This window comes from Pseudomonas sp. NDM (genome assembly GCF_003105095.1).
In the GTDB taxonomy this organism is placed as follows: Bacteria; Pseudomonadota; Gammaproteobacteria; order Pseudomonadales; family Pseudomonadaceae; genus Aquipseudomonas; species Aquipseudomonas moraviensis_A.
The window spans coordinates 1-25,846 of sequence record NZ_QETJ01000001.1; the positions used below are offsets into that span (position 1 = coordinate 1).

At 60.3% G+C, this 25,846-nt stretch carries 17 protein-coding genes; 11 read left to right on the forward strand and 6 right to left on the reverse strand.

The features are described 5' to 3' along the window. Window positions 1–74: 74 nt before the first annotated feature. From msrA to aceE, 5 genes are all read right to left on the reverse strand, one after another. Entirely contained in the window at window positions 75–740 is a 666-nt protein-coding gene (gene msrA, locus DCO47_RS00005) for a peptide-methionine (S)-S-oxide reductase MsrA (RefSeq protein ID WP_116657161.1), read from the reverse strand. 195 nt (window positions 741–935) lie between these two features. Beyond that, entirely contained in the window at window positions 936–3,632 is a 2,697-nt protein-coding gene (locus DCO47_RS00010; RefSeq protein ID WP_042607750.1) for a bifunctional diguanylate cyclase/phosphodiesterase, read from the reverse strand. A 243-nt stretch (window positions 3,633–3,875) separates the two neighbouring features. Further along, window positions 3,876–5,273: an alkaline phosphatase D family protein gene (locus tag DCO47_RS00015; RefSeq protein ID WP_116657162.1), complete on the reverse strand. Its 1,398-nt coding sequence runs from the start codon at window positions 5,271–5,273 to the stop codon at window positions 3,876–3,878. 277 nt (window positions 5,274–5,550) lie between these two features. Then, window positions 5,551–7,497: a dihydrolipoyllysine-residue acetyltransferase gene (aceF, locus tag DCO47_RS00020; protein WP_116657163.1), complete on the reverse strand. Its 1,947-nt coding sequence runs from the start codon at window positions 7,495–7,497 to the stop codon at window positions 5,551–5,553. Between the two features lie 11 nt (window positions 7,498–7,508). Further along, window positions 7,509–10,154 carry a pyruvate dehydrogenase (acetyl-transferring), homodimeric type gene (gene aceE / locus DCO47_RS00025; RefSeq protein ID WP_042607752.1) on the reverse strand — a complete coding sequence of 882 codons (2,646 nt, stop codon included), beginning with the start codon at window positions 10,152–10,154 and terminating at the stop codon, window positions 7,509–7,511. A 384-nt stretch (window positions 10,155–10,538) separates the two neighbouring features. On the opposite strand from aceE, the gene glnE reads away from it, so the two are divergent. From glnE to DCO47_RS00080, 11 genes are all read left to right on the forward strand, one after another. Beyond that, on the forward strand, window positions 10,539–13,478 hold the full coding sequence (gene glnE / locus DCO47_RS00030; protein ID WP_116657164.1) for a bifunctional [glutamate--ammonia ligase]-adenylyl-L-tyrosine phosphorylase/[glutamate--ammonia-ligase] adenylyltransferase: 2,940 nt from the start codon (window positions 10,539–10,541) through the stop codon (window positions 13,476–13,478). 175 nt (window positions 13,479–13,653) lie between these two features. Then, window positions 13,654–14,688 (forward strand): lipopolysaccharide heptosyltransferase II, encoded by a 1,035-nt coding sequence (gene waaF, locus DCO47_RS00035; protein WP_116657165.1) that lies wholly within the window; start codon window positions 13,654–13,656, stop codon window positions 14,686–14,688. 1 nt (window position 14,689) lies between these two features. Then, window positions 14,690–15,751 (forward strand): lipopolysaccharide heptosyltransferase I, encoded by a 1,062-nt coding sequence (gene waaC, locus DCO47_RS00040; RefSeq protein ID WP_042607755.1) that lies wholly within the window; start codon window positions 14,690–14,692, stop codon window positions 15,749–15,751. Beyond that, a complete protein-coding gene (locus DCO47_RS00045; RefSeq protein ID WP_042607756.1) occupies window positions 15,751–16,872 on the forward strand; it encodes a glycosyltransferase family 4 protein in 1,122 nt (373 codons plus the stop codon). The genes waaC and DCO47_RS00045 overlap by 1 nt, the downstream gene beginning before the upstream one ends. After that, complete coding sequence (gene rfaP / locus DCO47_RS00050) at window positions 16,872–17,678, forward strand: lipopolysaccharide core heptose(I) kinase RfaP (RefSeq protein ID WP_064363185.1); 807 nt, start codon at window positions 16,872–16,874, stop codon at window positions 17,676–17,678. The genes DCO47_RS00045 and rfaP overlap by 1 nt, the downstream gene beginning before the upstream one ends. Then, a complete protein-coding gene (locus DCO47_RS00055; RefSeq protein ID WP_042607758.1) occupies window positions 17,678–18,412 on the forward strand; it encodes a lipopolysaccharide kinase InaA family protein in 735 nt (244 codons plus the stop codon). The genes rfaP and DCO47_RS00055 overlap by 1 nt, the downstream gene beginning before the upstream one ends. Continuing rightward, entirely contained in the window at window positions 18,409–19,161 is a 753-nt protein-coding gene (locus DCO47_RS00060; RefSeq protein WP_116657166.1) for a lipopolysaccharide kinase InaA family protein, read from the forward strand. The genes DCO47_RS00055 and DCO47_RS00060 overlap by 4 nt, the downstream gene beginning before the upstream one ends. Then, window positions 19,161–20,612 carry a lipopolysaccharide kinase InaA family protein gene (locus DCO47_RS00065; protein ID WP_116657167.1) on the forward strand — a complete coding sequence of 484 codons (1,452 nt, stop codon included), beginning with the start codon at window positions 19,161–19,163 and terminating at the stop codon, window positions 20,610–20,612. Before DCO47_RS00060 ends, DCO47_RS00065 begins: the two co-directional genes overlap by 1 nt. Before the next feature lie 336 nt (window positions 20,613–20,948). Further along, window positions 20,949–22,703, forward strand: a complete 1,755-nt coding sequence (locus tag DCO47_RS00070) for a carbamoyltransferase (protein WP_116657168.1) — start codon at window positions 20,949–20,951, stop codon at window positions 22,701–22,703. After that, a complete protein-coding gene (locus DCO47_RS00075) occupies window positions 22,696–23,604 on the forward strand; it encodes a glycosyltransferase family A protein (RefSeq protein WP_064363177.1) in 909 nt (302 codons plus the stop codon). Before DCO47_RS00070 ends, DCO47_RS00075 begins: the two co-directional genes overlap by 8 nt. A gap of 76 nt (window positions 23,605–23,680) precedes the next feature. Further along, window positions 23,681–25,117, forward strand: a complete 1,437-nt coding sequence (locus DCO47_RS00080) for a hypothetical protein (protein ID WP_252873773.1) — start codon at window positions 23,681–23,683, stop codon at window positions 25,115–25,117. Window positions 25,118–25,120: 3 nt separating this feature from the next. On the opposite strand, the gene DCO47_RS00085 is transcribed toward DCO47_RS00080, so the two are convergent. Next, complete coding sequence (locus tag DCO47_RS00085; protein WP_064363173.1) at window positions 25,121–25,774, reverse strand: lipopolysaccharide kinase InaA family protein; 654 nt, start codon at window positions 25,772–25,774, stop codon at window positions 25,121–25,123. Window positions 25,775–25,846: the final 72 nt, after the last annotated feature.

A 25,846-nucleotide genomic window follows, 5' to 3' on the forward strand; every position in this document is an offset into this window, starting at 1 on the left:
TTCGGCAGCTCCTACAGTTGAAATGCGTTTCCCTGTAGGAGCTGCCGAAGGCTGCGATCTTTTGCTTTCAGGGGTTAGTTGGCTGCCAGGCTCGCAGGCATGCACACACCGGTGCCGCCAATGCCGCAGTAACCTTCCGGATTCTTCGCCAGATACTGCTGGTGATAGGCCTCGGCAAAGTACACGGTCGGTGCCTGGTCGATCTCAGTGCTGATTTCGCCCAGACCGGCCTTCGCCAGTTCAGCCTGATACACGGCTTTGCTTTTCAGCGCTGCATCCAGTTGCTCCGGGGTGGTAGCGTAGATCACCGAGCGGTACTGGGTGCCGATGTCGTTGCCCTGGCGCATGCCCTGGGTCGGGTTGTGCAGCTCCCAGAACATTGCCAGCAGCTCTTCATAGCTGACCTTGGCCTTGTCATACACCACCAGCACCACTTCGGCGTGGCCGGTCAGGCCGGAGCAGACTTCTTCATAAGTCGGGTTCGGCGTGAAGCCACCGGCGTAACCGACCACGGTGCTGACCACGCCTTCGCGCTGCCAGAAGCGTCGTTCCGCGCCCCAGAAGCAACCGAGACCGAAAATCGCGAAGTCGACGTCCTGAAAGAATGGACCGAGCAGCGGAGTTTCTTCGAAAACGAAATGTTTTTCCGGCAGGGTCATCGGGGTTTCGCGGCCGGGCAGGGCTTGTTCTTTGGTTGGAAGCACGTTTTTGTTCACCAGAATTTCCGAGCGCAGAACCATGATCGTTCCTCTCAGTCAGGTTGGAGGTAAAAGGTCAGACCGCCAGTGTGCCGAATGATGCCGGAATTCGCACTATCAAAACTGTGGGAGCGAGCCTGCTCGCGAACGCGGGGTGTCAGGCGACGAAGATGTCGATGGTTTTATCGCCTTCGCGAGCAGGCTCGCTCCCACAAGGGATCTTCATAGAGGCAGGCTTTAGAGGCACAGCGGCCCACGCGGGTAGCGCTTGAGGGCTTTGATCAACTCGTCACCGGGAATCGGTCGGTCGAACAGATAACCCTGACCGACGTCGCAACGATGCCGGCGCAGGAACGCCAGTTGCTCGGCGGTTTCGATGCCTTCGGCGACCACCTTGAGTTTCAGGTTATGGGCCATGGCAATCACCGCGGAGGTGATTTCCATGTCGTCCTGGTTGTCAGGGATTTCATGGATGAAGCTGCGATCGATCTTGATGATGTCGATCGGGAATTTCTTCAGATAGCTCAACGATGAATAACCGGTGCCGAAGTCATCCATGGCCAGGGTCAGGCCGAGACGCTTGAGCTGGTCGAGTTGCAGATGCGTGTCTTCGGTGGCTTCCAGCAGCAGGCCTTCGGTCAGCTCCAGCTCGAGCAGATTGGCCGGCAGCGCTTCCTCCTTGAGGATGTTGGCGATCGAGGCGACCAGATCCGGATCGGAGAACTGTTTCGGCGACAGGTTGATTGCCACTTGCAGATTGCCCAGGCCGGCGGCGGTCAGGGATTTGCTCATGCGACAGGCCTGACGGGCGATCCATTTGCCAATCGGAATGATCAGGCCGGTCTCTTCGGCGACGCTGATGAACTGGTCCGGACGGATCATGCCGCGCTCCGGGTGGTTCCAGCGCAGCAGTGCTTCCATGCCCAGCAGGCGACCGCTGCGCAGGCACAGTTTCGGCTGGTAGAACACGTCCAGCTCGTTCTGGGTCAGGGCGCGGCGCAGGTTGTTCTCGACGAACAGTTTGTAACTGGCTTCGGCGTTCAGCGCTTCAGTGAATACCTGCAACTGGTGTTTACCGTTGGCCTTGGCCTTGTGCAGCGCCAGACCGGCGTTGCGCATCAGGGTTTGCGGATCGCGCCCGTGCAGCGGCGCGCAGGCGAGGCCGACGGAGCCGGTGACGCTGATCAACTGATTGTCGACGAACATCGGCTTGTCGAGCGTCATCAGCAACTGACTGGCAATCTGCTGACCGGCTTCAAGGTCGGTGTCGTCGAGCAATACGGCGAATTCGTTACTGGCAAAACGCGCCAGGCTGCCACTCGGGCTGAGGCTGTTGCGGAGGCGCCGGGCAAGGCTGATCAACAGCTTGTCGCCGGTCTGGTGACCGAGGCTGTCGTTGATCCGCTTGAAGTTGTCGATGTCGACCAGCAACAGGCTGATCGGCGCATCGCTGTCGCGGGCGAAACGCTCGTCAAGATTGCGGATGAATGCCGGACGGTTGCCAAGGTTGGTCAGGTTGTCGGTGTAGGCCAGGCGCTCGATACGCTGCTGCGCCAGTTTGGTCTGGGTGATGTCCTCGTAGATGCCGATGTAATGCGTCAGCTCCCGGTTGTCGCCATACACCTTGGAAATCGACAACTGGCCCCAGTACGGTTCGAGGTTCTTGCGCCGGCTTTTGAATTCGCCCTGCCAGCTATTGCTCTGGGCCAGCGCCGAGGGTGCGTCGAACAGCAGCTCACTGAGGTTTTCCAGTGCCGGCAACTCCGACAGGCGCTGGCCGTGGACTTCATCGGTGGTGTACTGGGTGATCGCCGTGAAGCTCGGGTTGACGTACTCGACCACGCCGTCGCAGTTGACCAGCAAAAAGGCGTTGGCACTTTGCTCGACCGCGCGCTGGAACAGGTGCAGGGCGCTGGTGGCGGTGCGGCGGTTGTGGTTGTTGATCACTTGTGCAAACTGGTCGGCCAGCTCGCCGGCAAAGGCGATTTCGTCGGACTGCCAGGCGCGGGTGGCGCCGGTCTGTTCCAGGCACAACACGCCGACCACCTGGCCGTCGACGCGAATGCTGGCGTCGAGCATCGCATTGACGTCACGCGGACGCATGGCCTCGGCCATTTCGCGGGTACGCGGGTCATGCATCGCATTGTGCGCATCGATGGCGCGGCTGCTGTGCAGCGCTTCCATGTAATTGGGGAAGCCGCTGATATCGATGGGCTCCGGCAGGAGATATTCCTGGGTCGCACGATGGTAGGCGGAAATCGGCAGCAACCGCTGGCCTTCGAGGTTCCACAGGCTGGCGCAGTCGATCTCGTAGATGTCGCAGGCGCAGCGGGTGATCAGCTCGGCGGCTTCCTGCAGTGAGTTGTGCGTGCTGTAGCGCTGGCGCGCGAGCAGCAGAATCAGATCCTGCTGGGCACGCACGCGTTCCAGATGCTGCAGTTGTTCCTGCTGGGCGCGCTGGTTAAGCTCCAGCGCGATCTGCAGGCGCGAGTTCTGGGTTTCCAGATCGACCGAAGGCAGTGCCTGGGTTTCGTCGAACACGTCGTCGACCGCCAGCAGATAGCCGCGCAGCAAGTGCCGGTTGTGCTGTTTATACGCTTCGCCCAACTCAAGGATGTTCAACGCACCGGCGACGGTGTGCAGGGTGTAGCGCACGGCGTAATGCGGGTTATTGCTCAACTGTTGCTGGATCGCATCGTGCAGCTGATAGCGCGCTTCCGGCTCCATCAGACTGGCGTAGGGCGAACCGACCAGTGCGCAAAGCTCGACGGCCGGCTGGCCGAATTGGCGTTCGCAGTTGGGATCGAGAAACAGCATCGCCCAACTCGCTTCATTCAGGCGCTCGAAACGCAGCATGCCGAGCCGCGAGGGCACAGGCAACTGCGTCACTACCTCGGCCGCCTTACGGCTGGCGGCATCGGGTTGGCTCTTCATGAAGGAAACTCGCTTGGAAATATGCTGAATGCGCCGGGCTCTCGCCCTCTTGTCTGTTGGCTGCGGCAAGGTTGCATCATTGCGGCACCGACTGACAAGAGAGATGAAGGCCAAGTGCTATAAGAATATGTCGGCTGCAGTGAACATTTCTCCAGTGCACAACTGAAATGAGCAAAAGATCGCAACCTCACCGGGAGTGCAGGTCCATGCAGGAGCTGCCGAAGGCTGCGATCTTTCGCGGGTTCAACGCAATTTCATACTGATCGATTGCAGTAGTTTGCCGTCACGATCGTGATACTTGACCAGGATCCGATCAGCGTCGACGACCACATGCGCAAAGTTGTCCTGGCTCACCACTGTACTGGTCAGGTCGTGCCGATAGTCGCCGGCCGCCGTGCGCACCAGCGGTTGATCGAGGATGAACGTCGACGCCTTGGCATAGGGCAACAGTTTGCTGTTGTGAAGCGGCGAGGACACGATGGTGTGGACTTCGAAATCGGCGTCTTCGCTGTGAGTCAGTCGACTGGTCAGCGAGCCATGGACATCGCCTGAGACAAACACCACGTTCTTGAGCCGATGGGTGCGAATGGTTTCCAGCAAGCGCAGACGCTGTTCGGGGAATGCTTTCCAGGCATCGTCACCGTTCAACTTGCGGTCGGGATAGAACATCACGCTGGTCACAACAAACTTCACCCGTGCCGTGTTGTGGATCAGCCAGTCAAGCAGCGCCTCTTCCTGCTCAGTATCGAGAATGCGTCGGTCATCCTTCGACAAGTTGCGCCGGGTGCGACTGTCAGTGACGAACCAGGCAATATCGCTGTCGCCGAACTGGTACCAGTAGTGTTTCAAGCTGTCCCGGTCTATCTGACCTTTGCCGTTACATGCATAAACCGGGCTGTGGCTGGCTTGATATAGTTCATAAGCGGCCATGGCATTGCGATATAAGTCCATGTCCGCTGCTTTCGCATTGGCGGGCCAGTTATCTTCAATTTCATGATCGTCGAGCATCATGTAAGTCGATGTATTGGCCATCAGTCGTTGAATATTGGGTTGCGAAAATGCGGTCCGGTATTTCTTCAGGATGTCTTTGGCTTCGCGATCCGGTGCAATGATATTCAGATCGTCTACATACACTTGATCTCCGGTCATGATCACCGCACTGACGGGAGGCCGGCTGCTTTCAATGAGCTGATTGATCGAGCCGAAAATGCGGTCGCCCAGTTGCGGTAACGCCGCGATGCCGGCGGTGATCCGCAGATAGCGGCACGATCCGACCACAAAAGCTCGTGGCTGGCTGGATTGCGGGGTGCGGGTGCGAAAGCGGTAAAGCTGTCGCGGCCATTGCAGTGGGAACTCCACTACCGTGTCGATCGTGTGTACGGGGTTCATCGGACTCAACCAGCCGGCCTGGTATTCATATTCGCAATCGGCTTCGAGATCCTGCAGTACCAGTACTCCCGACATGTCATTGGCTGGATTCAAAAGTGCAAATACACTGTTTGACCATTTTTCCGCGCCCGCTTTGCGAGCGCGGACTCCGGCAAATACGCGTTTCTTGTCCTGTTGTTCGCCGCGCATGAAAATGCGAACTTCATTAGTTGTAGCATGACCCACGATGGGGCCGATAGTCGGTTTGAACATAATCGATTCCGTTCGAAAGCTGTAGTGATAAGAATTAAATAAGCGGAGCGCGTTGATGCAACTTTCCTGAGCAGAGGTTAGTTGGCCGGCGACGGAAAATATTGGCGTGAAGTGGACCAGGCCTGTGGCCGATGTCAGCGCAGGTTGTAGGAAAGGGGTGGGGGCCGGTTTATTTCGGGCAAAAAAAGCCCCGCCAGAGTGGCGGGGTTGAGGTACGAGCGTGTGGCGCTCGAAAGGGTGCAGCAAGCGGCCCTCCGTTGCCGGAGGGCCGTTCGGGTTACAGCAGGATGGTGCGGATGTCGCCCAACAGGCTGCCCAGACGCTGGGTGAAGCGTGCGGCGGCTGCGCCGTTGATCACACGGTGATCGTAGGACAGCGACAGCGGCAGCATCAGCTTCGGCTGGAAGGCTTTGCCGTCCCAGACTGGCTGGATGGTTGCTTTGGAAACACCGAGGATCGCCACTTCCGGCGCGTTGACGATCGGCGTGAAGCCGGTGCCGCCAATGTGGCCGAGGCTGGAAATGGTGAAGCAGGCGCCTTGCATCTCGTCCGAGGACAGCTTCTTGGTGCGGGCCTTTTCAGCCAGCGAAGCTGCTTCGGCAGCGAGTTGCAGCAGGCTCTTCTGGTCGACGTTCTTGATCACCGGCACGAGCAGGCCATCCGGAGTGTCGACGGCGAAGCCGATGTTCACGTACTTCTTGCGGATGATCGCCTTGCCACTTGGTGCCAGCGAACTGTTGAAGTCCGGCAGCTCCTTGAGCAGGTGCGCGCAGGTCTTGAGCAGCAGCGGCAGGATGGTCAGCTTGACGCCAGCCTTCTCGGCCACGGCTTTCTGCGCAACACGGAAGGCTTCCAGCTCGGTGATGTCCGCCGAGTCGAATTGCGTCACGTGCGGCACGTTCAGCCAGCTGCGGTGCAGGTTGGCGGCACCGACCTGCATCAGGCGGGTCATCGGCACTTCTTCGATTTCGCCGAAACGGCTGAAATCGACCACCGGGATCGGCGGGATGCCCGCACCACCGGTAGCGCCGCCAGCAGCGGCCGGTGCTTCCTTGGCCTTCTGCATCATCGCCTTGACGTAAACCTGCACGTCTTCCTTGAGGATGCGACCGTGCGGACCGCTGGCGCCAACAGCGCTCAGCTCGACGCCAAACTCGCGGGCCAGTTGACGCACGGCAGGGCCGGCGTGAACTTTCGCGCCAGGCTTGGCCGGCGCAGCGGCTGGAGCGGCAGCAGGTGCAGCAGGTGCAGCAGCGGCAGGTGCCGGAGCACTCGGTGCAGCAGCCGGAGCCGGTGCAGCAGCAGGTGCTGCGCCTTTGACTTTAAGCTTGAGAATCAGGTCGCCGGTACCGACTTCGTCATCCAGCTTGATCGAAACGCTTTCGACCACGCCAGCCGCTGGCGATGGAATTTCCATGCTGGCCTTGTCGGATTCCAGGGTGATCAGCGACTGGTCGGCTTCGACGCTGTCGCCGGCCTTGACCAGCACTTCGATGATCTTTGCCTTGCCGGCCGAACCGATGTCCGGGACGTGGATGTCCTGAACACTGTCAGCGGCCGCTGCTGCCGGAGCAGCAGCCGGGGCTGGCGCAGCGGCGGCAGCAGGCGCAGCAGCCTGAGCCGGGGCGGCAGCAGCAGGGGCCGCAGCACCTGCCACTTCCAGATCCAGAATCAGGTCGCCGGTGCCGACTTCGTCGTTGAGCTTGACGCTGATGGCCTTGACCACGCCAGCGGCCGGCGACGGGATTTCCATGCTGGCCTTGTCGGATTCCAGGGTGATCAGCGATTGATCAGCTTCGACGCTGTCGCCGACCTTGACCTGGATTTCGATGATCTGCGCCTTGCCCGAAGAACCGATGTCCGGCACGTGCACTTGCTGTACCGAAGCGGCAGCAGGGGCAGCGGCAGGCGCGGCAGCAGCAGGGGCTGCGGCCGGTTTCTCTTCGGCTTTCGCAGGAGCAGCGGCAGGTGCAGGGGCCGCTTCTGCGGCGCCCTCGACTTCCAGCTCGAGCAGTTCGTCGCCTTCTTTCAGGCGGTCGCCCAGCTTCACTTTCAGGCTCTTGATGACGCCGGCTTTCGGGGCCGGCACTTCCATGCTGGCCTTGTCCGATTCCAGGGTCAGGATGCTCTGGTCGGCTTCGATGCGGTCGCCGACCTTCACAAACAGTTCAATTACTTCACCTTCACCGCTGCCGATGTCAGGTACGCGAATGAGTTCGCTCACAAAATGTCTCCTCAGCAGTCCAGTGGGTTGCGTTTTTCCGGGTCGATGCCGAACTTGACGATGGCTTCTGCCACGACTTTAGGTTCGATATCACCACGGTCAGCCAGTGCTTCCAGGGCTGCCAACACCACGAAATGACGGTCGACTTCGAAGAAATGACGCAGTTTCTTGCGGCTGTCGCTGCGGCCGAAACCGTCGGTGCCCAGGACTTTGAACTCCTTGGACGGTACCCACTGACGGATCTGCTCGGCGAACAGCTTCATGTAGTCGGTAGAGGCGATGACCGGACCCTTGCGGCCGCTCAGGCACTCTTCGACGTAGCTCAGCTTCGGCTTCTGGCCAGGCTTGAGACGGTTGCTGCGTTCTACAGCGAGGCCGTCGCGACGCAGTTCGTTGAAGCTGGTAACGCTCCACACGTCAGCGCCGATGTTGAACTCTTCACGCAGGATCTTCGCCGCTTCACGCACTTCTCGCAGGATGGTGCCGGAACCCATCAGCTGAACGTGGTGCGCCGCATCGCGAGTGTCTTCCTCGAGCAGGTACATGCCTTTCTTGATGCCTTCTTCGGCACCGGCCGGCATGGCTGGCTGCTGGTACGACTCGTTCATCACGGTGATGTAGTAGAAGATGTCCTGTTGCTCTTCGGTCATCTTCTTCATGCCGTCCTGAATGATCACCGCCAGCTCGTAGCCGTAGGTCGGATCGTAGGTGCGGCAGTTCGGGATGGTCGCGGCCAGCAGATGGCTGTGACCGTCTTCGTGCTGCAGACCTTCACCGTTCAGGGTGGTACGGCCGGCGGTGCCGCCGATCAGGAAGCCACGGGTACGGCTGTCGCCAGCGGCCCAGGCCAGGTCGCCGATACGCTGGAAGCCGAACATCGAGTAGAAGATGTAGAACGGCAGCATCGGCTGGTTATGGCTGGAGTACGAAGTACCGGCAGCGATGAACGAGCTCATGGCGCCTGCTTCGTTGATGCCTTCTTCAAGGATCTGACCTTTCTGGTCTTCCTTGTAGAACATCACCTGGTCTTTATCGACTGGCTCGTAGAGCTGGCCGACGGACGAGTAGATGCCCAACTGACGGAACATGCCTTCCATACCGAAGGTACGGGCTTCGTCCGGGATGATCGGAACGATGCGCGGGCCGATTTCCTTGTCCTTGACCAGTTGCGCGAGGATCCGCACGAAAGCCATGGTGGTGGAAATTTCACGGTCGCCGGAGCCATCGAGGATGGCTTTGAGGGTATCCAGATCCGGAGTCGGTACGCTGAAGCTCTGCGCGCGGCGCTGTGGCACGAAACCGCCCAGTGCGGCACGACGCTCGGCCAGGTAGCGGCCTTCGGCACTGTTCGGCTCTGGCTTGAAGAACGGCAGGTGCTCCAGTTCTTCGTCCTTGACCGGAATGTCGAAGCGGTCGCGGAACAGCTTCAGGCTCTCGACGTCGACCTTCTTGGTGTTGTGCGCAGTGTTCTTCGCTTCGCCGGCACCGGTGCCATAACCCTTGATGGTCTTGGCCAGGATGACGGTGGGTTGTTCCTTGTGGTTGACCGCTTCGTGGTACGCCGCGTAGACCTTGTACGGGTCGTGGCCGCCACGGTTGAGTTTCCAGATCTCGTCGTCGGACAGATCGGCAACCATTGCCTTGAGTTCAGGCGTGTTGAAGAAGTGCTCGCGAACGAACGCGCCGTCTTTGGCTTTGTAGTTCTGGTACTCGCCGTCGATGACTTCGTCCATGCGACGTTGCAGGATGCCGTCGACGTCCTTGGCCAGCAGTGGGTCCCAGAAACGGCCCCAGATGACTTTGGTCACGTTCCACTGTGCACCGCGGAACACGCCTTCGAGTTCCTGGATGATCTTGCCGTTGCCGCGAACCGGGCCGTCGAGGCGCTGCAGGTTGCAGTTGATGACGAAGATCAGGTTGTCCAGCTTCTCGCGGCCGGCCAGGGAGATCGCGCCCAGGGATTCCGGCTCGTCGCACTCGCCGTCGCCCAGGAAGCACCAGACTTTCTGTTTGCCCGGCTGGATGAAACCGCGGTGTTCCAGGTACTTCATGAAGCGCGCCTGGTAGATCGCCTGGATCGGGCCCAGACCCATCGATACGGTCGGGAACTGCCAGAAGTCAGGCATCAGCCAAGGGTGCGGGTAAGACGACAGGCCCTGACCGTCGACTTCCTGGCGGAAGTTGTTCATCTGGTCTTCGGTGATGCGGCCTTCCATGAATGCACGGGCGTAAACGCCTGGCGAGGTGTGGCCCTGGAAGTAGATCAGGTCGCCGCCGTGTTCGTCGGTCGGGGCCTGGAAGAAATAGTTGAAGCCGATGTCATACAGGGTCGCGCTGGAAGCGAAGCTGGAGATGTGACCACCCAGGTCCGAATCTTTCAGGTTCGTGCGCATTACCATGGCCATCGCGTTCCAGCGTACCAGCGAGCGAATGCGGCGTTCCATGAACAGGTCGCCAGGCATGCGTGCTTCGTGGGTAACGGGGATCGTGTTGCGGTAAGGCGTGGTGATCGCGTAAGGGAGCTGCGAGCCGCTGCGGGTCGCGAGTTCGCCCATACGGGTCATCAGATAGTGAGCACGGTCTTCGCCTTCTTTGTCGAGAACCGATTCCAGGGCGTCCAGCCATTCCTGGGTTTCGACGGGATCGAGGTCTTGCATGGCTTGCTCCAGGGCGGAAAGGCTTCCAGAATCGGTTGCCTGAGTTTGCGACTGGCCTTGTGGGCAGACGATTTAAAATTCTTGGATTGCCGACAGGTTGTTCCGGCGGCGTGTAGTTTTACTACAAATCTTCCGGCATTTCAGCCTTTCGAATGTATAGACGAGTAGTAAAACTACAGATGAAAGGCTTGTGGCCTCCGACTGCGTTGTGAGAATAATCGTTAAGGCGGGTCGATTTCCATCCGAATTAGGTGAAAGTTTGATGCTGGATGCCAAAGAAGAAGAAATTTCAGCTATTTCTAACTTTTGTTCGACAGTCCTTCACGTAGCGGGTTTTCATCATTCACTACAAGCGGCCCTTTATACGCCGATCAAGGATAGACCATGACCCTGCCCGTGCTTGCTGAACTGCCCGCCATTCTCCTGCCGTTGGTCAGCCGATCAGAGCAGTCGTTCCGTACGTCCGTCGCCGCTCTTGAAGACGATCACGGCCTGTCGAACTGGTCGCCGGAGCGCTGGGCGCAATTTGCCCGCGTCACCGCCGCCAGCGAGTTTGTCATTGAACAGAGCGTTCGTGACCCTTTGATGTTGCTGTCGCTGGTGGCGTCCGGCGAACTCGACCGACCCTTTGCGCCCGGCGAGTTGCGCGCGCAGATCGCTGCCGCCGCGAACAGCGCGCAGAACGAAGATGAGCTCGGCCGTGCCCTGCGCCGCCAGCGCGCGCGCCATCAGGTGCGGATCATCTGGCGCGACCTGACCCGCCAGGCCGATCTGGTGCAGACCTGCCGCGACCTATCGGACATGGCCGACGCCACCATCGATCAGGCTTATCAGTGGCTGTACAGCCGCCATTGCGAGCAATTCGGCACACCGACCGGCCGGCGCAGCGGGCTGCCGCAGCAGATGGTCATCCTCGGCATGGGCAAACTCGGCGCGGTCGAGCTGAATCTGTCCTCGGACATCGACCTGATCTTCGCCTACCCCGAAGGCGGCGAAACGGTGGGCGTAAAGCGCTCGCTGGATAATCAGGAATTTTTCATTCGTCTCGGTCAGCGTCTGATCAAGGCCCTCGATCCGATGACGGTCGACGGCTTCGTTTTCCGCGTTGACATGCGTCTGCGCCCATACGGATCGTCCGGTGCGTTGGTGCTGAGCTTCAATGCGCTGGAGCAGTATTACCAGGATCAGGGCCGCGACTGGGAACGCTACGCGATGATCAAGGCGCGGGTGGTGGCTGGCGATCAGGTCGCCGGTGCGCAGTTGCTCGACATGCTTCGGCCATTCGTCTATCGGCGCTATCTGGACTTCTCGGCGATCGAAGCGCTGCGCACCATGAAGCAGTTGATCCAGCAGGAAGTGCGGCGCAAGGGCATGGCCGACAACATCAAACTCGGCTCCGGCGGCATTCGTGAAGTCGAGTTCATTGCTCAGGCCTTCCAGTTGATCCACGGTGGCCGCGACCTGAGCCTGCAACAGCGTCCTCTATTAAAGGTGCTGAGCACGCTGGAGGGGCAGGGCTATCTGCCGCCGGCGGTGGTCAGTGAGTTGCGCGAAGGTTACGAGTTTCTGCGTTACACCGAACACGCGATTCAAGCGATTGCCGATCGGCAGACGCAAATGCTGCCGGACAATGCGCAGGATCAGGCGCGTATCGCCTTCATGCTGGGTTTCGCCGATTGGTCGGCCTTCCATGAACAATTGATGTTCTGGCGCGGCCGCGTGGCCTGGCATTTCGCCCAGGTGATTGCCGATCCCGACGAGGAAGAGGGTAGCGAAAGCGAAGTGGTGGTCGGTGGTGAATGGCTGCCATTGTGGGAAGAGGAACAGGATGAAGAGGCCGCGTGCCGACAGTTGCAGGAGGGCGGTTTTGTCGATGCCGGCAAAGCGCTAAAGGCGCTGGCCGGTTTGCGCGGCAGTCCGCAATTGCGCGCGATGCAGCGACTGGGGCGCGAGCGTCTCGATGCCTTTATTCCGCGACTGCTCGCGCAAGCGGTAGAGCACGACAATCCCGACTTGGTACTTGAGCGCGTGCTGCCGCTGGTGGAAGCGGTGGCTCGGCGTTCGGCGTATCTGGTGTTGCTCACGGAAAACCCCGGTGCGCTGCGGCGTTTGCTGACCCTGTGTGCGGCGAGTCCGTGGATTGCCGAGCAGATCACACGCTTCCCGCTGCTGCTCGACGAATTGCTCAACGAGGGCCGGCTGTTCAAACCGCCGCTGGCGCCGGAACTGGCGGCCGAGTTGCGCGAGCGCCTGACGCGAATTCCCGAGGACGACCTCGAACAACAAATGGAAGCCCTGCGCCATTTCAAACTGGCGCATCGCTTGCGCGTGGCTGCCTCGGAAATCGCCGGCAGTCTGCCGTTGATGAAAGTCAGCGATTACCTGACGTGGCTAGCCGAGGCGATTCTCGAACAAGTGCTGGCCCTCGCCTGGCGCCAGACCGTGGCCAAGTACGGCACGCCGCTGCGCACCGATGGCACCTTGTGCGATCCCGGCTTCATCATTGTCGGTTATGGCAAAGTCGGCGGCATTGAATTAGGGCATGGTTCGGATCTGGATCTGGTGTTCATCCACGACGGCGATCCGCAGGCGGAAACCGACGGACCAAAATCCATTGATGGTGCGCAGTTCTTCACGCGCCTGGGGCAGCGGATCATTCACCTGCTCACGGCGCAGACCAACTCCGGCCAGCTGTATGAAGTGGACATGCGTCTGCGTCCGTCCGGTGCTTCCGGGCTATTGGTGAGTTCCCTCGGCGCGTTTGCCCGCTATCAGGAAAACGAAGCCTGGACGTGGGAGCATCAGGCTTTGGTGCGCGCGCGGGTGCTGGTGGGCAGTCAGGATGTCGGCCAGGCTTTCGAGAAGGTCCGCGCGCAGGTATTGGGCAAGCCGCGAGATCTGGCCAGGCTGCAACAGGAAGTCAGCGAGATGCGCGCGAAGATGCGCGACAACCTCGGCACGCGGATTACCGCGGCCGGTACCGCGGCGAACGCTTTCGATGCAGGCGTGCCGTTCGACCTCAAGCAGGACGCCGGTGGTATCGTCGATATTGAATTTATGGTGCAATACGCGGCCCTGGCGTGGTCGCAGAGCCATCCGCCGCTGCTGCGCTGGACCGATAACATCCGCATTCTGGAAGAGCTGGAACACGAAGGGCTGATGCCCGCCGAAGATGCCAGCCTGTTGCGCGAGGCCTACAAGGCCTACCGCTCCGCCGCCCATCGGCAGGCCTTGCAGAAAGACGCCGGGGTGATACCGGGCGACCAGTTTGCCGACGAACGCCGGCAGGTTTTGCGGATTTGGAAAGAGTTGGGGCTAAGCTGAGCCACAAATGTATGGCCGGATGCAAAACCCTGTAGGAGTGAGCCTGCTCGCGATAGCGCAATGACAGTCGACAGTCATGTTGAAGCAAGTGACCCATCGCCAGCAGCGCCGCTTCCACAATGATTATCGAGGCGGGGAGGCGTAAATGCCTCCCCGGTTCGTTTTTGGAAACCACATGAATATTCTGATCGTTGGGCCCAGTTGGGTCGGTGACATGGTGATGGCGCAGACACTGTTTCAGTGCCTCAAACAGCGCCACCCGCAATGCGCAATCGACGTGCTGGCGCCCGAATGGAGCCGGCCGATCCTCGAGCGCATGCCCGAAGTGCGCAAGGCCTTGAGCTTCCCGCTCGGCCACGGTGCGCTGGAACTGGCGACGCGCCGGCGTATCGGCAAATCCCTGCGCGGCCAGTACGATCAGGCGATCCTGCTGCCCAATTCGCTGAAATCGGCGCTGGTGCCGTTTTTTGCCAGCATCCCGAAGCGCACCGGCTGGCGCGGCGAATTCCGCTACGGCCTGCTCAACGACGTGCGCATCCTCGACAAACAACGCTATCCGCTGATGATCGAGCGGTTCATGGCTTTGGCCTACGAGCCGAACGCCGAGCTGCCGAAGCCGTACCCGCGGCCGAGCCTGCAAATCGACCCGGTCACCCGCGAAGCGGCCCTGGCGAAATTCGGTCTGACCCTCGATCGCCCGGTCCTGGCCCTGTGCCCCGGCGCCGAGTTCGGCGAATCCAAGCGCTGGCCGTCCGAGCACTATGCCAAGGTCGCCGAAGCGCGCATCCGCGAAGGCTGGCAGGTATGGCTGTTCGGCTCGAAAAACGATCATGCAGTGGGCGAAGACATTCGCGCCCGGCTGATCCCGGGTTTGCGCGAAGAGTCGGTCAATCTCAGCGGCGGTACCTCGCTGGCCGAGGCCATCGATCTGCTGTCCTGCGCCGATTCGGTGGTGTCCAACGACTCCGGTCTGATGCACGTCGCTGCGGCATTGAATCGTCCGCTGGTCGCGGTCTACGGCTCGACCTCGCCGGGCTTCACCCCGCCATTGGCCGAGCAGGTCGAGATCGTGCGCCTGGGCATCGAATGCAGCCCGTGCTTCGATCGCACCTGCCGTTTCGGCCATTACAACTGCCTGCGCCAGCTGATGCCGGATGCGGTCAATGATGCCTTGCAGAAACTGCAGGGCTCTGTGGTCGAGGTTCATTAACTTGCGGGTATTGCTGATCAAGACTTCATCGCTGGGCGACGTGATTCATGCGTTGCCGGCGCTGACTGACGCCGCCCGGGCCATTCCCGGAATCAAATTCGACTGGGTGGTGGAAGAAGGCTTCGCCGAGATCCCGACCTGGCACCCGGCCGTTGGCAAAGTGATTCCGGTGGCGATCCGCCGCTGGCGCAAAAATATCTGGAAGACCATTACCAGCGGTGAGTGGAAACGCTTCAAGCAAAGCGTGCGCGCGAACAAATACGATCTGGTGATCGATGCCCAAGGCCTGCTGAAAAGCGCCTGGCTGACCCGCTACGTCAAAGCGCCGGTGGCCGGTCTCGATAAGGGTTCGGCCCGTGAGCCGATGGCTTCGCGTTTTTATGACCGCAAACTGGCGGTGGCCCGTGGTCAGCACGCCGTCGAGCGCGTGCGGCAGTTGTTCGCCATTGCCCTCGGGTACGACTTGCCCAAAGGCCTCGGCGATTACGGCCTCAACGTCGAACGACTGGTCGAGTTGCCACGCAGGAATGCCTACGTGGTGTTCCTGCACGGCACCACCTGGGACACCAAGCACTGGCCGGAACTCTACTGGCGCGAACTGACCGAGCGCGTTGGCTATCTTGGCGTCGGCGTCAGACTGCCGTGGGGCAACCCGCAGGAAAAGGCCCGCGCCGAGCGCATCGCTGCCGGTTTCAAGCACGCCGAAGTGCTGCCGAAGCTGAATCTGGCCGGCGTCGGCAAAGTCCTCGCCGGCGCGCAGGCTTGCGTGGCGGTGGACACCGGACTCGGCCATCTGGCCGCTGCGCTGGACGTGCCGACCATTTCGTTGTTCGGCCCGACCAACCCGGGCCTGACCGGCGCTTACGGCAAATTGCAGATTCATCTGGCCAGCGACTTCCCGTGCGCGCCTTGCCTGCAGAAGAAATGTACTTATCAACCGACCGAGCAGGATGCCCGTCAGTTTGACCTGAAACGCGAGCAGCCCTTGTGCTTCACGCGTGTAAATCCCGAGCGTGTCGCCAGTCGACTGAGCACGTTGTTGATGGCTGAGGAGCTGCGCTGATGCAATTGGCATTCGTCCTGTACAAATATTTCCCGTTCGGTGGCTTGCAGCGCGATTTCATGCGCATAGCCCTCGAATGCCAGAAGCGTGGTCATCAGATTCGCGTCTACACGCTGATCTGGGAAGGCGACGTACCGCCGGGCTTTGAAGTGCTGGTGGCGCCGGTCAAGGCGTTCTTCAATCACCGCCGCAACGAAAAACTCAGCGCGTGGATGGCAGCGGATCTGGCCAGGCGCCCGGTCGATCGTTTGATCGGCTTCAACAAGATGCCGGGCCTGGACGTCTACTACGCCGCCGACGGCTGCTTCGAAGACAAGGCGCAGAACCTGCGTAACTCGCTGTACCGCCGCTGGGGCCGCTATCGCCACTTCGCCGAGTACGAGCGCGCGGTGTTTGCCAAAGACGCGAAGACCGAAGTACTGATGATTTCCGAAGTGCAGCAGCCACTGTTCATCAAGTATTACGACACCCCGCTCGAACGCTTCCACCTGCTGCCGCCGGGCATCGCCCAGGATCGTCGGCGTCCAGCGAATGCTGATGAAATCCGCGCCGGGTTCCGCGCCGAGTTCAATCTCAAGGACGACGAACTGCTGCTGGTGCAGATCGGCTCCGGCTTCAAGACCAAAGGTGTCGATCGCAGCCTGAAAGCGCTGGCCGGATTGCCTGGCGAATTGCGCAAACGCACGCGGCTGTTTGTAATCGGCCAGGATGACCCCAAATTGTTCCAGATGCAGAGTGCGACGCTGGGCCTGGGCGACAATGTGACCTTTCTCAAAGGGCGCAGCGATATCCCGCGTTTTCTGCTTGGCGCCGATCTGTTGATTCACCCGGCCTACAACGAAAACACCGGCACCGTGCTGCTTGAGGCGCTGGTGGCCGGGTTGCCGGTGCTGGTCAGCGCGGTCTGCGGTTACGCCCATTACATTGCCGAGGCGGATGCCGGGCGAGTGCTGGACGAGCCGTTCGAGCAGGCGCAACTGACGCAGTACCTGACCGAGATGTTGAGCAACGACGCTGCACGTGCGGCCTGGAGCCGCAACGGTCTGGCCTTCGCCGAGACGGCCGACCTCTACAGCATGCCGCAGCACGCGGCCGATGTGATTCTGGCGGAGCACGCTTAATGAAGTTGATGCTGGCTGAACCGTTCAAAAGCCTTTGGGCCGGACGCGACCCGTTCGCCGCAGTCGAAGGCTTGCAGGGCGAGGTATACCGCGAGCTGGAAGCGCGCCGGACATTGCGCACGGAAGTCGACGGGCATGGCTTTTTCGTCAAGATCCACCGTGGCATCGGCTGGGGTGAAATCTTCAAGAATCTGCTGACCGCCAAACTGCCGGTGCTTGGCGCCGGGCAAGAGTGGAAAGCCATTCAGCGGTTGCAGGAGGTCGGCGTGCCGACCATGACCGCCGTCGCTTATGGCGAGAAGGGCAGCAATCCGGCGGATCAGCATTCGTTTATCGTCACCGAAGAACTGGCGCCGACCATCAGTCTCGAAGATTACAGCATCGACTGGGTCAAACAGCCGCCGGAGCCGAAGCTCAAGCGCGCGCTGATTGCCGAAGTCGCGCGGATGACCGGCATGATGCACCGCGCCGGGGTCAACCACCGTGACTGCTACATCTGCCACTTCCTGCTGCACACCGACAAGCCGGTCACGCCGGAAGATTTCAAGCTCTCGGTGATCGACCTGCACCGTGCCCAGACCCGCGCGAAGATCACTCAACGCTGGCGCAACAAGGACCTGGCGGCGCTGTACTTTTCGGCGCTGGATATCGGCCTGACCCGCCGCGACAAACTGCGTTTCCTCAAGGGCTATTTCCAGCAGCCGCTGCGGCAGATTCTGGCGCAGGAAGCGCCGCTGCTGAACTGGCTGCAAGGCAAGGCCGACAAGCTCTACGAGCGTAAGCAGCGTTACGGGGACGCGCTCTGATGGCGGGCTGGACTCTTGAGCCGCAGTACAGCGAGCTTGCCGAAGATTTCGGCAGCCTCGAAGCGGTGTTTGCGTTGCAGGGTGAACGCCTGACCCGCGATCCGCTGTCGGAGGTGATCCGCGTGCAGCGCGACGGTGTCAATTACTACGTCAAGCGCTACGTCGGCGCCGGTAAGGGCCTGCGCCGCTACCTCGGCAAGCCGCGGGTGAAGATGGAGTGGCAGAACCTCAAGCGCTTCGCCAAGTGGGGCATTCCCACCGCCGAGGTGGTGGCCTGGGGGCTGGAGCGGCGGGGCGCGGCCTACGATCGTGGCGCGATGATCACCCGTGAGTTGCCCAACACCGAAGACCTCTCGGCACTGGCCGAGCGCAAGGATCCCAAGCTTGAAGATCGCGCCTGGGTCGACGGCGTCAGTCGTCAACTGGCCGGCTATACCCGGACAATGCATGATCACCGCTTTACCCATAACGACTTGAAATGGCGCAACCTGTTGATCGATGATCAGGCGCGGATTTTTCTGATCGACTGCCCCAATGGCGAATTCTGGCGCGGCTTCTGGCTCAAGTACCGAATCACCAAGGACCTGGCCTGTCTCGACAAGCTGGCCAAATATCACCTGTCCAATACCCAGCGCCTGCGCTTCTATAAGCAATACCGCCAGTGCGATCGGCTCGATGTTGCCGACAAGAAACGGATTCGGCACGTGGTGAGATTTTTTGAGGGACGGGAATGACTGATTTTCTCGCCGAACAAGACCGTGCGCTGCTGGAGCGTCACGGTCTCGGCACTTTCGATGCGCTGTGGGCCAAACAGCTTGAGGCTGTGGATGAGCCCAACACTGCCGGTGGCGGCTGGAGCAGCGTGTTTCGCCTGGATCTGGAAGGCCAGGGTTACTACCTCAAGCGTCAGAGCAACTATCTGACGCGTACCTTGCATGCGCCCTTTGGCGAGCCGAGTTTCGCCCGCGAATTCCGCAATATCAGCCGCTATCGCAAGCTCGGCATTCCGGCGCTGCAGGCGGCGTTTTTCGGTGAGCGCAAGGTCGACGGAGAAGTGCGCGCCATTTTGCTCACCCGCGCACTGGATGGCTGGAGCGATCTGGATTCGTTGCTCGAACGCTGGGGGCAACTCAGCGACGCGCAACATTCGGCCATCCTCAAGGCTTGCGGATTGCTGGCGCGGCGTCTGCACGGCGTGCGGCAGGTGCATGGCTGTTTTTATCCCAAGCATATTTTTCTGCGTGCCACCGGCGACGGCTATGAGGCACAGCTGATCGATCTGGAGAAAACCCGGCCGCTGCTGTTCGGCATGCGCGATCGGGTCAAGGATCTCGAACCGTTGCAACGCCGCGCGCCGCAGTGGAGCGAGGCAGACTTGCGGCAATTGCTCGCGGCTTATCTGGATCAGCCGGATGACAGTTCACTGCTCGACCGTTGGCTGGTGCGGCTGACGGCGCGGCGCAGCCACAAGGAGGCCCGCTGATGCGCTTGTCCGAGCTGGCCCTGGCCGGGCGCACACCTTCTTTACCGCTGACTGTGACGCTGGCGGATGCGGCCGGTGCGGCGGATCTGCAATTGCTGAGTCTGCTGCGGGTGTTGCCTGGGCAGCGCTATGTCGGTGCCGGGGTCTGGCGTGGCCGGCCGGTACTGGCGAAATTGCTGGTGGGCAGCAAAGCCGCCCGGCATTTCCAGCGTGAGCTCGAAGGCGTGCGGTTGCTGGCCGCCCAGAGCATGACCACGCCGCTGCTGTTGGCTGATGGCCTGAAAGACGGCGAGGGCGGCTGGCTGCTGTTCGACTTTCTTGAAGAGGCTGAAAGCCTCGGCGATGCCTGGGCGAAAGTCGAGTCGCTGCCCGTGCTGGCTGATGAGCAAACGGCGGTGTTGGCCGAAGCGCTGGATGCGATCGGCCGGCTGCACGGCAAAGGACTCTGGCAGGAAGATCTGCACCTGGACAATCTGCTGCGCCACGGCGCTCAGCTGTATCTGATCGATGGTGCTGGCGTGCGTGCCGAAACGCCGGGGCAGCCGTTGTCGCGGCAAAAGGTGCTGGAAAACCTCGGGGTATTTTTCGCCCAGTTGCCCAAGTCACTCGAACCGTTCACTGAAGAATTGCTGGTGTATTACCTGTTGAGCAACAGCGAACATGCCTTGCCACTGGAGGCATTGCAGAAGCAGATCGACAAGGTTCGTAGCTGGCGACTCAGGGATTATCTGATCAAGGTCGGCCGCGATTGCACCTTGTTTTCGGTTCACCGCGGCGCATTCGCTTTGCGCGCGATTCGCCGCGAAGAAGAGGCTGCCATGTTGCCAGTGCTCGATCAGGCAGACGCCTTGCTTGATCGGGGGCATCTGTACAAGACCGGCGGCGCGGCCAGCGTCGGCCGAGTCGAGGCGGACGGCCGCACGCTGGTGATCAAGCGCTACAACATCAAGGGTTTTGCCCATTGGCTCAAACGCTTCTGGCGCCCGAGCCGGGCCTGGCACTCGTGGCGCGAAGGCAATCGTCTGGGCTTTCTTGGCATCGCCACGCCGAAACCGCTGGCGGTACTGGAGAAGCGCTTTTTGTGGCTGCGTCGCAGTGCCTATCTGGTCACCGAGTATCTGCCTGGGCCGGACATCATCGAGCGCTTCGCGCCCTACGTGGAGAGTGGCCAGGCACCGGAAGCCGAGTTGCAGGCGCTGGATCAACTGTTTGCCCGGTTGATCGCCGAGCGCATCAGTCATGGCGATTTCAAGGGGCACAATCTGTTCTGGCAGCAGGATCGCTGGGCGCTGATCGATCTGGATTCGATGTGTCAGCATGGATCCGACGGCAGTTTTGCACCGGCCTATGCCCGTGATCGCGCGCGATTCATGCGCAACTGGCCTGAAAGCAGTGCATTGTACAAGGCGATTGATCAGCGGTTGCCGAAGGCAGCCCCCGGCGCTGGTTGAAGGCTTTGGCGAAAGGGCGCGAATGCGTTGAAAGATGCCCGTTTGCGTTGGCGGACAGAAAACCGCGATTTGTCCTACAACTTCTGTGGAAGCCATCAACTGTGCTCTGCTGGGCTCCGATGTTAATTTCACCGGATGGTTGCTCGGGGGCGGGCTGTACTTGAATACTCGCGCCCGGTTTCTTTCCTCCGATCGCCACGAGTCAATTCGTACAGGGTAATTTCAGTGACGTTTACGCTATAATCCCGCCCTTTAGCTGTCACTCGCCCTGTGCGAGGACACATCAATTTTCAAGGCGCATCGCGCCTGCATGCAGACTAAAGAGGCTAGACCCCTGTGGCATTGACGATTCTTGGCCTGTCCGGCGCCCTTAGCCATGATCCTTCCGCAGCCTTGTACATCGACGGCAAGCTGGTCGCGGCGGCAGAAGAAGAGCGCTTCGTACGCGATAAACATGCAAAGAACCGCATGCCCTACGAATCGGCAAAGTTCTGCCTCGAGCAAGCTGGCATCAAACCTTCCGACGTTGACGTAGTGGCGATTCCCTTCGCCCCGATCAGCCTGTTCGGCAAAGCCCGCTGGCACTACGCCAAGCGCTACTGGTACGCACCGGATCGCGCGCTCGATGCGATCCTGATGGGCAACCGTCGCTACAAGCGCTATCGCAACAAGATCGTCTGGTGCCTGGAGCAACTGGGCTTCGATCCGAAGAAAATCAAGATCGAGCCGGTCGAGCATCACTTGGCTCACGCCTCCAGCGCCTACCACTGCTCGGGTTTCAAAGAGAAAACCGCGATCCTCGGCATCGACGGCAAGGGCGAATACGCCACGACCTTCTTCGGCTACGGCGAAAACGGCAAGATCCACAAGATCAAGGAATTCTTCGATCCGGACTCCCTCGGTGGTCTGTACGGTGCGATCACCGAATTTCTCGGCTTCGAGATGCTCGATGGCGAATTCAAGGTCATGGGCATGGCGCCGTACGGCGATGCCAGCAAATATGATTTCTCGCGTCTGGCCTCGTTCGAGAATGGCGAGCTGGTGATCAACACCGACTACGCCAACGTCATCGGCCTGCGCCGCTATAAAGAGAAGGGCAAAGGCTTCTACTTTTCTCCGAAGCTGATCGAGTGGCTGGGGCCGAAGCGAGAAGGCGACATCGCCGACGAGCCTTACATTCACTACGCCGCCAGCATGCAAGCGCTGTTCGAGAAGCTGGCGCTGCAGATGATCGACCACTACCTGGGCGATGTGCTCAAGGAAACCGGCAAGCTGGCCTTCGCCGGCGGCTGTGCGTTGAACGTCAAACTGAACCAGAAAATCATTGCCCGCGACGACATCAAAGAGCTGTTCGTCCAGCCGGCATCCGGTGACGCTGGTACGGCCGTAGGCGCCGCCGCTTACGTGTCCCATGCTCGTGGCGTACCGGTGGAGAAGATGGAGCACGTCTACCTTGGCCCGTCTTACAGCAACGAAGATGTGATTGCCGCCTGCGCCCGTCATGAGAACAAGCCGACCTGGCGCAAACTCGACAACATGCCGCAAGAGATTGCCAGGATCATGGTCGAGGGCAATCCGGTGGCCTGGTTCCAGGGCCGCATGGAATTCGGCCCGCGTGCACTTGGCGGTCGTTCGATCATCGGTTGCCCGAGCATTCCCGGTGTGGCTGACCGCATCAACCACCAGATCAAGTTCCGTGAGCGCTGGAGGCCTTTCTGCCCGTCGATGCTCGACACCGTCGCGCCACAGATGATCAAGATCGATCACCCCGCGCCGTTCATGACCTTCACGTTCGAAGTGGCCGAGGAGTGGAAGACGCGCGTCCCGGAAGTCGTTCACGAAGACGGTACTTCACGCGCTCAGGTGCTCAAGCGTGAGTACAACCCGCGCTACTACGACATGATGAAGGCGCTGGAAGACCTGACCGGTAACGGCGTATCGCTGAACACGTCGCTCAACCGTCGGGGCGAACCGATGATCTGCTCGCCGACTGACGCCCTGAACATGTTTTTCGGCTCTGACCTGCAATATCTGATCATGGAAGATATTCTTGTCGTCAAAGAAGGCGTGCAAGGAAACGGTCTTGACTGAAACACTGATCAGCGTCGTGATCCCCGCGTACAACTACGCCAGATCGCTGCCACGGGCAGTGGAGTCGGTATTGGCGCAGTTGCACGAGGCCGCAGCGGATCTGCTGGTCATCGATGATGGGTCTACAGACACGACGCCTGAAGTGTTGGACAGACTGCTGGTCGAGCATGCCGGACGATTTCGGGCAATACGACAAAGCAATGGCGGACTTTCCTGCGTGCGCAACCGCGGGATCGAGGAAACCAGCGGGCGTTTTCTCGTGTTTCTCGACGCTGATGACGAAATGGCGGCGGGGGCGCTGGCCGCTCTGGCGCGACATATCGCGAGCAACCCCGAGACCAGAATGATCATCGGCGCGCACTGGTCGGTTTTCTCCGGGGGCAAACGCAGCCTGCAGCCTGTAAAGCCATTGCCTGCCACGGTGCGGCAGCGGGTCAAGGGCTATCTGCTGGATAAAACCGTGTCGATCTCCAACGGCGCCTGTGCGATGCATCGCGAGGTGTTCGCACCGGGCAACTATCCGGAACAGTTGCGCAACGTCGAGGACTTGCCGGTCTTCGCGCAGGTGTTGGCGCGGTTCCCTTGCAGCGTCCTGCAGCAACCACTGGCGCTCATTTACAAGCACGCAGACAGCATGCGTCATGACCTGCACCAGAGTCTTGCGGCGGGTACCGAACAAGTTGTCAGCGAGGTTTTTTCCAGTCGGCGAATGCCCCAAGAGTTTCATGATTTGCGTCAGGCCTATCTGGCGCAGCGTTGCCTGTCATTGTTCCGGGATTGCTACTCGCATCGTGAGTACGCGCTGGCGAAGACCTTCTATATGCAAGCGCTACGGGCCGACTGGCACATCCTGGGGCGTTGGTCGTACTTGCGCAAAGCGCTGCGCCTGCTGTTTCGATAAACCGGATTATTGATTTCTGCGGACCTGTGGCGCGTGATGTTGAGGGGGCTGGGTGAAAGGTACGGATAGGAAATGGGTGGCCAAGGCCGCTCAGGTAATCAGTGAACGACCGGTCAGCGTGGCGTTCTGGGCAAGCATTCTGCTCTCGCTGGTCGCCGTGTCAGGTACTGCCACGGTCGGGCGCGATGCCGCCTTGTACATCGATATCGCGCAGCAGGTGGTCTTGCATGGCACTGATGCCGCCTGGCAGCATTTCGACTGGCCCTGGTTTTCCTTCCTTCTGGCGCTGACCCATCGCGTCACGCATCTGCCCCTGGAATTGAGTGCCTATCTGTGGTGCGGCCTGTTTTTCGCCGGCACCAGTGCCCTGATGGTGGATTGCGTGCGCCGCCGCTCTCCCGAGATCGCCGGCTGGGCATGCCTGGTCGTGCTGGCGATGCCGGCAGTCAATGCGTTTCGAAATGACATCATCCGCGAATGCGGCTTCTGGTTTTTCTGCACCCTGACATTGTGGCAGGCGTTGCGCTGGCAAGCCCTGGGCGGCTGGCTCAGAGCCGGGCTGATTCATCTGGCGATCGTGGCTGCAGCCTTGTTTCGACTGGAAGCTCTGCTGTTATTGCCGGCGCTGGCGCTGTGGCAGTTGCCGGGTTTGTGGCGCTCTGGCCAGCGCATACGATTGTTGCAGCTGGGGTTACTGCCTGTGTTGGGGCTTGCGGTCGCCGCGGCCTCGGGCGTGTTGATGTCTGCGCGCTTCGTGCTCTATCTGGACATGATTGCGCCGCAAGGCGTGTACGCCTCGTTTCAGACACTTTCAGAACAATTTGCCAATTCGTTGATCACCAAGTATTCGCAGGACGAAGCTGGGCGCATTGTGTTTTTTGGCATGCTGGCCGCAATGGCGATCAGTTTCGTCAAACTGACGGGACCTTTCGCTGCGCCTTTCGTACTGCGCCGCAACTGGTCGGTGCTGAGCGATTACTGGCGCGACTATCGCCTGTTCGCCTGGGTTGCGCTGTTGTATCTGGTGGTGCTGATTCTGTTTTTCATCAAGCTGCAGTTCATGAACACGCGTTACCTGAGCTTCCTGAACCTGTTATTTGTACCTGCGCTGGCTATGGCATTGGCAGGGTTTGCCCGGCAGTTTCCACGCTGGACCAAGGCGCTGGTGGTCGTAGCGCTGCTGGTGATGCTGTCAAACGTGATCTCCACCGGCGCTGGCAAAACCCATTACGTGGCGGCGGGACGCTGGTTGTCCGAGCATGTCGAGCCTGACGCTGCAGCCTGGTTCGAAGACGGTCGCATCAGCTACTACGCGGGACGGGGTTATGTTCTGCCGACGCTGACCCGCGAGCAGGCGATGTCGCCGGAGCATGCCGGTCAGTACCGCTATTTCCTCATTGAAGGAAAAGGTGATGAGCCGTGGCTTGGCGAGTGGCTGATGGCGCACAAAATGCGCATCATCGAGCGCTTCGCCAATCGCAAGGGCGCGACAATTCTGGTGATCGGCCGTTAAAGGTCAGCTCAGCAGCAGGCGCAAGCGCTCGATCAGCGCATCCTGACTATTGCCTGGCAACGCCTGGCGGTAGCCTTCGAGGAAAGTTTTGCCGGCGTCCTGGCCGAGCAGCCATTGCCGGTCTTGCTTGTAGCGCAGCAGATGAGCGAAGTTGCGCAGTCGCTTGCTATCGCTCAGGGCGCGTCGCTGGCAACGCAGGTCGGCAATGTCGATCAGCCCGAGATGATTGTCCGGTGTCTGCACCACGTTGCCGAAATGCAAGGATCGAAAGTACACGCCTCTCTCATGCAGTTGCGCAATGAACGCCCCGAGTCGGGCGCGCAACGTGTCGGTTTCTTCGGGAGTGCCCTGCAATTGCCGCACGGTCTCGCCCGCCAGCGGCGCGTAATAGACGCCGTCGCGTTGAATGCTCGGAATACGGTAAACGGCGATCACATCCGGGCAGAGGATGCCGCGCTGCTGCAACGCTCTGGTGTTGTTGGCAAAGCGTTGGGCATAGGGAAAGAACAGCGCCGAACTCAGCAAGCGCTTGCGGCGAAACAGTTTGAGCATGCGACCGTCGGCCAACCTGAGCACCTTGTCGCCGGAACCGTCGGCTTCGAGTACCTGAGCACCTTTGCGCAGTGCCTCGTAAGTGCTGTGATCAATCGATTGCATGCCAGACTCCCCATCGTGAGCCGGCTATCTTAACCGACTTGGCCAAAGGCTGGCGCCCGGTGATGTTTATCG

Bases quoted from the DNA above. Each gene is read 5' to 3' on its own strand.
- msrA (WP_116657161.1), bottom strand. From the start codon at position 740: ATGGTTCTGCGCTCGGAAATTCTGGTGAACAAAAACGTGCTTCCAACC.
- DCO47_RS00010 (WP_042607750.1), bottom strand. From the start codon at position 3,632: ATGAAGAGCCAACCCGATGCCGCCAGCCGTAAGGCGGCCGAGGTAGTG.
- DCO47_RS00015 (WP_116657162.1), bottom strand. From the start codon at position 5,273: ATGTTCAAACCGACTATCGGCCCCATCGTGGGTCATGCTACAACTAAT.
- aceE (WP_042607752.1), bottom strand. From the start codon at position 10,154: ATGCAAGACCTCGATCCCGTCGAAACCCAGGAATGGCTGGACGCCCTG.
- glnE (WP_116657164.1), top strand. From the start codon at position 10,539: ATGACCCTGCCCGTGCTTGCTGAACTGCCCGCCATTCTCCTGCCGTTG.
- waaF (WP_116657165.1), top strand. From the start codon at position 13,654: ATGAATATTCTGATCGTTGGGCCCAGTTGGGTCGGTGACATGGTGATG.
- DCO47_RS00045 (WP_042607756.1), top strand. From the start codon at position 15,751: ATGCAATTGGCATTCGTCCTGTACAAATATTTCCCGTTCGGTGGCTTG.
- rfaP (WP_064363185.1), top strand. From the start codon at position 16,872: ATGAAGTTGATGCTGGCTGAACCGTTCAAAAGCCTTTGGGCCGGACGC.
- DCO47_RS00055 (WP_042607758.1), top strand. From the start codon at position 17,678: ATGGCGGGCTGGACTCTTGAGCCGCAGTACAGCGAGCTTGCCGAAGAT.
- DCO47_RS00060 (WP_116657166.1), top strand. From the start codon at position 18,409: ATGACTGATTTTCTCGCCGAACAAGACCGTGCGCTGCTGGAGCGTCAC.
- DCO47_RS00065 (WP_116657167.1), top strand. From the start codon at position 19,161: ATGCGCTTGTCCGAGCTGGCCCTGGCCGGGCGCACACCTTCTTTACCG.
- DCO47_RS00085 (WP_064363173.1), bottom strand. From the start codon at position 25,774: ATGCAATCGATTGATCACAGCACTTACGAGGCACTGCGCAAAGGTGCT.